We start from the raw sequence: 9,619 nt of genomic DNA, 5'->3' as shown, positions 1-9,619 counted from the left end.
GTACGCTTAACGTCTTTAGTTTTAGTGGTTTTCATAGAATAAGTCCTAAATGTGTAAACACATTTCAGGACAAGACATTTATTGAACACAAAAAAGCCGCTAATTGCGGCTTTTTTAATGTGTGTTGTTTAAACTATTTAAACTCTAAATTACTTTTTTACTTGAGCATCTAACGATTCGCCATTCACATCACTAGAATCGTCACTCATTAGATATAAATATGTAGGCATTAAATCCTCTGGTGTAGCAAGCGTTTCTCTATCTTCGCCAGGGTATGCAGCTGCACGCATAGAGGTACGCGTTGCACCTGGGTTAATACAGTTCACACGAATATTCGTTTTACCTACTTCACATGCCCATGTTTGCATCATACCTTCTACTGCGAATTTTGAGATGGCATAAGGCCCCCAAAATTCACGACCTTTTCGACCTACACCTGATGACGTAAATACTATCGATGCATTATCAGACTTACGAAGAACAGGAAAAAGTGCTTTAGTGATCATTGCTTGTGCAGTCACGTTTACTTTCATTATGTTTTCGAACGTAGATGAGCAAAAATGTTCAAGCGGACCGAGTGACCCTAAAATACCTGCATTATTAAGCAATCCATCAAGGCGTCCAAACTGATATTCGATTGTTGCAGCAAGGTCACGGTAGTTTTGCTTCGTTGCGCCTTTTAAATCCATAGGGACTATTGCAGGTTTAGGGTAGCCAGCATTAACAATTTCATCGTAAACACATTCAAGTTTATTAGTTGTTTTTCCTAATAAGATAACTGTAGCGCCGTATTTTGCATACGTAATTGCTGCAACTCGGCCAATACCATCACCGGCGCCTGTTATTAAAATAACTTTATCTTTAAGTGCGTTTTCAGCTGCTTGATATGTGTGCATAAAAGTACCAATTCATATAATTTTTTTGATTTTAACATAGCGAAACGTGAAGTAATCGAATTTATTGTAAAATTAGGTGGCGAAAATAGAAACTTTACGTTAAGTTTAACTGGTCTAATGTCTCATTAATAATCTGATTACATTGTTTTAACTTAATACACTGATTAAACACACTATAAAAATAAAATACGTGCGGAGCCAACAATATGAAAAAAATGCTACTTTCACTCTCGGTTACAGCAGCTTTAGCAGGCTGTGGCGGTGGAGAAACGTTAACAGATGTCAAAAACGACACAGCACCAGTCATTCCTACAGCAACAGTTACATTTGACCCAGCGGCAGGTATCTTATCAGTTCCTAATGATTTATTAATGAGCGGAACTCAAGACGGTACACTTAATATTCCTGGAGAATTAGATGACAATAATGTGTCTATTTCGCGCGCAGCTTATGCAGACCCTCAACTTGCACTAGGTGCACTTGATGGTTGGTCTTCGCAGGTTCCTTATAAAATCGATTTAACATTCCCACCAAATGTTAGCTTAGATGAAACGTCTGCTGGAACACCTGGTACAGTAAGAATTTTTGAAGTTGTAATGGGTGCAAGCTTAACTGACGCAGAATGTTCAGTTGTAGCTGCCGGTACAGCTTGTAAATTGGTCGGTGAGCTTACTTTTGGTGTTGACTTTGTTACTCAAGCTTCTGGTGATGCCGTTGCAATTATTCCTTTAAAACCATTTACGGCAGGTAGCTCATACATCAATGTATTAACTACAGGGCTTAAAGATTCATTAGGGCGTTCTATTGAGCCTTCTTCTACTTATGGATTGGTTAAACAAGAAGCGCCATTAATTACAGAAGCCCAACTTGGTTTGCAGGGGGCTGTTAACAGTTACGAAAATGTAGTAGTTAGCTCAGGCGATATCACAAAAGAAGATATTATTTTTTCTAGTGCGATGACTATTCAATCAGCAGGTCCTGTACTTGGGACAATTAAAAAGTTACTAGCTGCAAGCTTGCAAGAACCTGCACTGCCAACGCCTGCACTTCAAGTTCCTGAACAACCTATGGTAAATGTACAACAAGTATTTGCTTCTCAGGGTGTAGAAGTCTCTGCTGCATTCTCTGGTGTGCAATATCAAAAAGGTAGCATTATGTTACCGATGTATTTAGGTACACCAACGGGTACTGATATTAGTGATTTAAGTGATACATATTGGCAAGGTATGTGTGATAACGCGGTGGCAATAATTGGTTACAAGGCCGTTGCAGGCGATGCATTTCCGACAGATCCTATTAGTGAAAATGATGGTTTATGTTCTGCATTAAGTGACGGACAATTACGTGACTTAGGACTAGACAGCACACGTCATTTAACAAAATACAACTCAATTCCAAAAGTACAAAGCATGGCAAATGTGCCAGTGCAAGTTACTAAACCTATTTTACCGATAATTAATGGTGTCCGTGCACAGTTACAATTAGATCCTATCGCTATGCCTGAAGGTGGATGGCCTGTTGTGATTATGCAGCACGGTATTACAACACAAAAAGAAAGTATGCTTGCTTTAACTGCGCAGCTTTCTATTCAAGGCTTTGCAACGGTTGCTATTGACCACCCAAGACATGGTGAGCGCGGAATAGATGTTGATGGTGATGGAACAGACGACTTTAATGCAACAACGGGTTCTGTGCTTAGTTATATGAACTTAAGTTCATTACTTGTTGCACGTGATAGCTTACGTCAATCGGCTGCTGACTTATTAGGCCTTCGTTTAGGCTTAAACTTTATTAACGATACAACTATTAATAGTAAAGACGTTACCTACATTGGGCATTCCCTAGGTTCTATTGTTGCTCCAGCATTTATTGCTCAAGCTAATACGCCAATAGCCGAAACGCTTGATCCGCTATTTAATGTAAACACAGTAGCTCTTGCAAGTGGTGGTGGCGGTATAGCAAGCTTCTTACTTGAATCTGCTGCGTTTGGTCCATTTATTCAAGGTTCAGTACTTTCACAAGCGGGTACAACAGAAGCTGATGAATTTACTGCATACTTACAAGGAGATGCAGTTTCTAACTGTGGCTCATTAATACCAGACATGGAAGCTTACTTGACGTGTGGTTACAACGAATATATTGCATCACTTACCACTGCGGGTGAAACGACTAAACTTACTAACATTCAAGGTGTATTTACACAGTTTGCTTTTGCGGCGCAAACAGCATTAGATAGTGGCGACCCAACGAACTACGCAGCCACTGTGAAAGCATTAGGTACTCCTGTTTATACTAATGTTGTTGTGGGTGATGGTGTTGATAACAAGCCTGACCAAGTGATACCACCAATGGCAGCTAATAATCCTATTTCTGGCACAATCCCATTAGCTAACTTGATGGGTCTTGAAACAGTAAGTACTTCGCAAGCACTGAGTGAAACACCAGCAAGCTACTTAGTTAAATTTACCAAAGGGCATCATGGTTCTATATTAACACCAGCTCAAGATGCTGCACAGGCTGCAACTGTTGAAGGCAGTGCTGCTGCTAATGCAGAAATGCAGTTGCAAGTAGCGACTTACTTAGCTGCTCGAGGACGGATGTTATTAATTTCCAACCCTGAGGTTGTGACTGATTAATAACCAGTAAAATGATTAACCTTTAAAAGCCACTGAAAAGTGGCTTTTTTTTGCTTTAAAGCATGCTAAATTAGCTGAAATTTATAAATGGAGAAACCAGTTGGAATTTTTATACGAATACGGTTTGTTTTTTGCTAAAACAGTTACTTTTGTTATCGCTATAGCAGTTATTTTAATGCTAATAGTTGGCGCTGCGGTTAAGCCAAAGGCCAAAAAAGGTGAAATACAAATTGACGATATATCAGAGCAGTTAGTTGAACTTAAAGAGAGTTTTTTACAAAATACGTTGGGCAAAAAAGAGCTTAAAGCGCATCAAAAACAACTTAAATCAAAAAGTAAAAAAGCAGATAAAGATGAGCCTAAACCTCGTTTATATGTAATCGACTTTGTGGGTAGTATGGATGCTCACGAAGTAGAAAGTTTACGAGAAGAAATAACGGCGATTATCTCTATTGCCGATCCAAGTAAAGACAAAGTACTTATTCGTTTAGAAAGTGGTGGTGGAGTTGTACATGGCTATGGACTTGCTGCATCTCAGTTACAGCGTATTAAAAATGCTGGTATTCCCCTGAGTGTTGCAATTGATAAAGTAGCAGCAAGTGGTGGTTACATGATGGCGTGTGTTGCGGATGAGATACTTGCAGCCCCTTTTGCAATAGTTGGATCTATTGGTGTGATAGCTCAAATACCTAACTTTAATAAAATATTAAAGAAAAATGATGTTGAATTTGAGCAAATAACAGCAGGTGAATTTAAACGCACACTTACTTTATTTGGTGAAAACACAGATAAGGCCCGTGAAAAGTTTCGTGAAGAAATTGAACAAACACATGATTTATTTAAAACGTTTGTAAGCACTCAACGTCCAAGCTTGGATATAAACTTAGTTGCGACAGGTGAGCATTGGTTTGCAACTCAAGCGATTGATAAAGGCTTGGTAGACGTAATAAAAACAAGTGATGATGCACTATTAGAACAGCAACATGAGCGCCAAATTTATAAGATTAAATACAAAGTTAAAAAAGGGTTGAGCGATAAGCTAGCTCTTGGTTTGAGTAGCGGTGTAAATAAAGTGGGAATAAACTTACTTTCTAAGTTTAAGGCGCTAAATCCTTAGATTAGAACATTTTCAGGATTCAGTTTAATTATTTTTACTCGAAAAAAAACCTTGATGGATTCCATCAAGGTTTTTTTATAGCTGTATAAATGTAGCTTATGAGTCAATAGACTTATGATAATCTTCTAAGTCTTTGGCTGCATTAGGGTCGTTAAAAATGCTCTCATCAAGCTCACCTTCAGACTTGGCAACAACACAGGTAACCATACAATCACCGGTTACGTTAACTGCTGTACGTGTCATATCAAGTAATCTATCTACACCGATAATAATTGCAATCCCTTCTACAGGTAAGCCAACTTGGTTAAGTACCATTGCGAGCATTATTAAACCAACACCCGGTACACCTGCTGTACCTACAGAGGCAAGTGTTGCTGTTAATATAACCATTAGGTAATCAGATATTGTTAAATCAACACTAAACACTTGTGCAATAAACACGGTAGCCACACCTTGCATGATAGCGGTGCCATCCATGTTAATGGTCGCGCCTAGAGGGATAGTGAATGAGGCAACGGAGTTGTTAGCGCCTAGCTTTTTAGTTGCTGTTTCAAGTGTAATAGGCATAGTTGCGCTTGAGCTTGAAGTACTAAATGCAAATAAGCATGTGTGCTTCATTTTTGCTAAGAAAATAAGTGGGTTTAAGCCTGTAAGTACTTTTAGTAATACGGTGTAATTTACAAGCGCATGTAATAACAGTGCTAACACTACAACGCCAAAGTATTTGGCTAAGCTCACAATTAAGTTAAGCTCAATTGTTGTGAACAGTTTTGCCATTAAAAAGAATACGCCATAAGGGGCAATATTCATTAAAAGCGTAACTAGTTTTAAAATCACAGTGTTTAAATCTTCAAATACGGTAGCAACACGTTTTCCCGCCTTACCACTCAATGCCATTGCTACACCAAATAAAAGTGCAAACACAATAACTTGAAGCATATTGCCTTTGGCCATGGCTTCAAAAGGATTTGTAGGAAACATATCTATAATTACACGGGCAAGAGTAGGCGCTTCTTTAGCATCATAAGTCGCATTAGATGGCAAGCTGATGCCTTCACCAGGGCTAAATAATAAGGCAAGCGTAATTGCTACTGTTATAGCAATAGCTGTAGTCAATAAATATAAACCAATAGATTTACCACCTAATCGACCTAGTTTTTTAGGGTCGCTTAAGCTACAGGTACCACAAACAAGCGATACAAAAACAAGAGGCACAACTAACATTTTCAAGCTGGCAATAAATATTTGACCACCAACATGGAAAATACCATCAACAAAAAAGGCTTTAATTGGCAAAGAGAATAACCCAAGTGGTATTAGATAATCGTCTTCACCAGCTAGTATAGCCTGAAATATAAAACCTACTGCAACCCCAAGCGCCATACCAATCATGATGCGAGTGGTTAAACTCATTGAACGGATTTTTGACATATTTCCTGATCTACATTTTTATAAATTTGCCATAGACTACCAGCAAGGAAATATTTACTACAGAAAAAGTTAGTATTTATTTAAAAATATTTTGCACAAAAAAGTAATAAAAAACTGTGATTTTAGACTAAGTTATAGGTTAATATTAAGTGTAAATTAATTTTGATTATAATAACAACGCTAGGGAGAGGTTCATGCCTTTAATGCGACTGCTCGGCATTTCATTGCTAAGTTTTTTACTCACAGCCTGTGGTGGCGGTGGGTCACTTGAAAAAGACGGTTCTATTAGTGATGGTGATTCCACTACAGAGACTAGTACATATTTGGTTTCACTGAAGGGATATTCTCAAACAGACGCAACAGAGTCAAATTCTGTTACTGCTACCTCCTCTTTAGATTTACGTGCAACTCTTACTCAAGACGGGGTAATTGTCGCGGGTAAGCGTATTGCTTTTACATTAGAAGATGAAATTGGTGAATTGTCTCCATCAAGTGCATTAACTCAAAACGATGGTATTGCAACGGTTGAACTTACCGCCGGTACTGAAGCCGGTGCGGGTGAAGTAACTGCTACTTATACAGTCGATGGTGAATCTTATACAAGTACTTTTGCTTTTCAATCAAGTGGTGGGCAAGGTGATGATACGGGGGTTAGTGGTTCAACAACCTTAAGGGTAAATATAGTCGATGAGAGTGGCGCTAAGTATTCGGATACAAATCCGGTTACAACCGATAATTTAGGGACGGTTACAGCGACTTTAAAAAATGATGGAGTTGCACTTAGCGAGCAACTTGTTACATTTACTACAAACTTCACAGGCAAAATAACGCCTGACTTAGGTACTGCAATTACTAACTCAGCGGGGGAGGCAAAAGTAACTCTCTCTAGTGGTAGTTTTAAAGGTGCAGGTCAAGTTGTCGCAACTTATAATCCTACTAACTCAACAGAAGTGAGTAATACAGCTGTATTTTATTCTTCAGGTGATTCTGCACCAGTTGATTTGGCACAATTCTCTATATCAGTAAAGCTTTTAACAGGCTGTAACGCAGGCTGGGATGATAATCGTTCTAGCGTAAAACTTGACCCTACTCAAACAGCATCGGGTTGTACGGTAGCCAACACAATATCTTCATCAGAACTAGGTGAATTATTTGTTGAAGTTATTGATGAGCAAAGTGGTGATGGTAGTAAAAATTCGCTTGTTAATATTTCAACAAATTTAGGTTCTGTTCTCCCTTCATCTGGGACAGCCCTTACCGATAACTTTGGTATTGCTTTACTAAAATTGCAACCTGGTAATACTGGTGGCGCTGGTACCGTGACTGTAACATCTGTAGGTGAAAGTAATTCAACTAATTTTGCTGTAGGTATTGCTGATTTAACCCTAGAGGTTGATAACGGGCTTAATACAGATATTTCAGGAAATGTTATCCCTTTAAAAGCAGGTGGTAGTACAGTTATTGAAGTAACACTTTTAGATGAGGATGGTAATTTATACTTAACTCCAACAGATGTTGAGTTCAGCTCAACGTGTGTAATTAGCGGCGACTCAGTAATTGATGCATCAGTAAAATCATCAAGTGGTATAGCAACCTCAACATACCGAGCTACAGGTTGTAGTATTGATGATGATATTAATATTACGGTTGAAACTGGTGGTAAAAACTTCACTGCAACTACGATTATTCCTGTAGAAACATCAGCGGTACAATCAATACAGTTTGTTGATGTCAGTGAAACATTTATTGCATTACCTCCAGGTGAAGGCGGAGCTCCGACTCAATCGATTGTTAGATTTAAGCTAATAGATGCGGATGGTCTTGCTTCCACGCAGCAACGTATTGATTTCAAGTTAACAGATTCAGTGGGTGCAGCTAAACTTTCACTTAGAACAAGTGATACAAATAATGAAGGCTTTGTTCAGACAACGGTTGAATCTGGCATAGTACCTGGTCCATTAGTGGTAAAAGCGTGTTTTATTTCTAAAGAAGATGTTAATAATTTACCTGAAGGTGATGACTTAACATGTTGGGTTGATGATGTTGCGCTGTGCTCTGCAGATCCAACCAATGAAATTTGTCCAGATGGGACACTAACTTTAGTTCCGTTGAGTGAGCAAATAAGCTCTGTATCAGCTCAGTTAACTTTAGCTTCGGGCGTGACAGACCAAAACAGTTTTGATGCAAGCCCAAATACGCTTAATACGAACTCACTTAACTATAACGGTGTTTTAAATGATATTACGGTATATTTTGGTGACCAATTTAATAATTATAATGGTGACGGTGTAGAAGCAACTATTTTAGCTGAAGCAGGGGTCATTGGCTCATCTAGCAATGAAGTTACTTGTAAAACTGACGATGCTACTTGTGTTGTAACTTGGCGCTCTCAAGGAGACCGTCCATTTTATGATTATAAATGGGGTAACCGAATTGGTGACATCGATGGTGATTCAACCACGACGGAAGGAATAAATCCAAAAACAGGTATTATAAATTGTGACCCATATTTTGGTATTGCAGCTCCTTGTATAAATGGTATTACACGCGCTAAAAATAATGCTGATGGCGTTGTTATGGGAGGACGTGTAAGTATTCTAGCTGTCACTAAAGGGCAAGAGAACTTTGTAGATGAGCAAACCACTGATGATGTTAAGCGTACCAATGGTTTATTTGATATTGGTGAGTATTACGCAAGTTACGATTTACCTGAAGCGTTTATAGATCACAATGAAAATGCGACTTTTGATAAAGCAAACTGTAGTGATGCAGACGCTTCAAGTTATGACCCCTCTACAGATGAGTGTTCTGAGCTAATTTCACGTGGTGGTCATAATGAAACATGGAGAGACCTAGATAACGATGGTATTTATGACTTTGCTGATGGTAAATATAATGGCTTATTATGTGGTGAAGCTGCTGAAACTGCAGGTGAGTGTTCTCGAGAGCTAATTGAAGTGCGTAAACAAATTGAATTGGTTATGTCTGGAGATAACCCATATGTTCGTTTTTCTGTGTTGAAAACAACGGATATTCTTGATGCACCATATCCTGTTTATGTACCAGCAGATTGCTCTGTTTCAGTTGTTGCAGTACTTGAATCTTCTGATGTATCTGAACGTTGTGATATATCAGCAGTTGATTTGTCAAATGTTTTTGCAGATAACCCTGCGTATGACGAAACTGACCCAGATGAAACTGATCCTGAACAATTAGAAGTAGGTTTAGCTGGTATTACTGTTCGTATTCACTACACGGATGAGTTTGGTAATCCGTTGCCTGCAGGTACAACAGTATCAATATCATCTACAAATGGTGACTTATCTATTATCGAAAATAACGCGATTATCCCAAGTACCAATACGGATAAGCCAATGTATTCAGATGTTCGTATTTCTCGAGAAGCAGATGGTAATGATAAATTTGACGGTGTACTTTCAATAACATTTGAGTTTACTACTCAGGCTGGTGGAACTAAAACGGTCTCCAAGGGAATTGAAATTTACGATAGTAAATAAGGCTTTATTTTAAAAATGCCA

5 protein-coding genes are annotated in these 9,619 nt (G+C 38.5%); 3 read left to right on the top strand and 2 right to left on the bottom strand.

The annotated features are described in order from the left end of the window. Positions 1 to 149: 149 nt before the first annotated feature. Positions 150 to 896, bottom strand: a complete 747-nt coding sequence (locus WNY98_RS09860) for a YciK family oxidoreductase (RefSeq protein ID WP_294120919.1) — start codon at positions 894 to 896, stop codon at positions 150 to 152. A 206-nt stretch (positions 897 to 1,102) separates the two neighbouring features. Here WNY98_RS09860 and WNY98_RS09855 point away from each other — a divergent pair, with 206 nt between their 5' ends. Next, positions 1,103 to 3,532, top strand: a complete 2,430-nt coding sequence (locus WNY98_RS09855; RefSeq protein WP_342877793.1) for a VolA/Pla-1 family phospholipase — start codon at positions 1,103 to 1,105, stop codon at positions 3,530 to 3,532. 100 nt (positions 3,533 to 3,632) lie between these two features. Then, positions 3,633 to 4,649, top strand: a complete 1,017-nt coding sequence (gene sohB / locus WNY98_RS09850) for a protease SohB (RefSeq protein WP_342877792.1) — start codon at positions 3,633 to 3,635, stop codon at positions 4,647 to 4,649. Between the two features lie 96 nt (positions 4,650 to 4,745). Here sohB and WNY98_RS09845 read toward each other — a convergent pair whose 3' ends face one another. Further along, positions 4,746 to 6,080 carry a dicarboxylate/amino acid:cation symporter gene (locus WNY98_RS09845; RefSeq protein WP_024599384.1) on the bottom strand — a complete coding sequence of 445 codons (1,335 nt, stop codon included), beginning with the start codon at positions 6,078 to 6,080 and terminating at the stop codon, positions 4,746 to 4,748. A 194-nt stretch (positions 6,081 to 6,274) separates the two neighbouring features. Between WNY98_RS09845 and WNY98_RS09840 the strand changes: the two genes are divergently transcribed. Then, the gene (locus tag WNY98_RS09840) at positions 6,275 to 9,598 is read left to right on the top strand and encodes a hypothetical protein (protein ID WP_342877791.1); all 3,324 of its coding nucleotides are present in this window, start codon (positions 6,275 to 6,277) and stop codon (positions 9,596 to 9,598) included. The last annotated feature ends 21 nt before the right edge of the window (positions 9,599 to 9,619 follow it).

This window comes from Pseudoalteromonas sp. AS71, assembly GCF_038900275.1.
GTDB lineage: Bacteria > Pseudomonadota > Gammaproteobacteria > Enterobacterales > Alteromonadaceae > Pseudoalteromonas.
The sequence above is the reverse complement of the archived record's forward strand: the minus strand, read 5'-3'. Positions and strand labels throughout refer to the sequence as shown.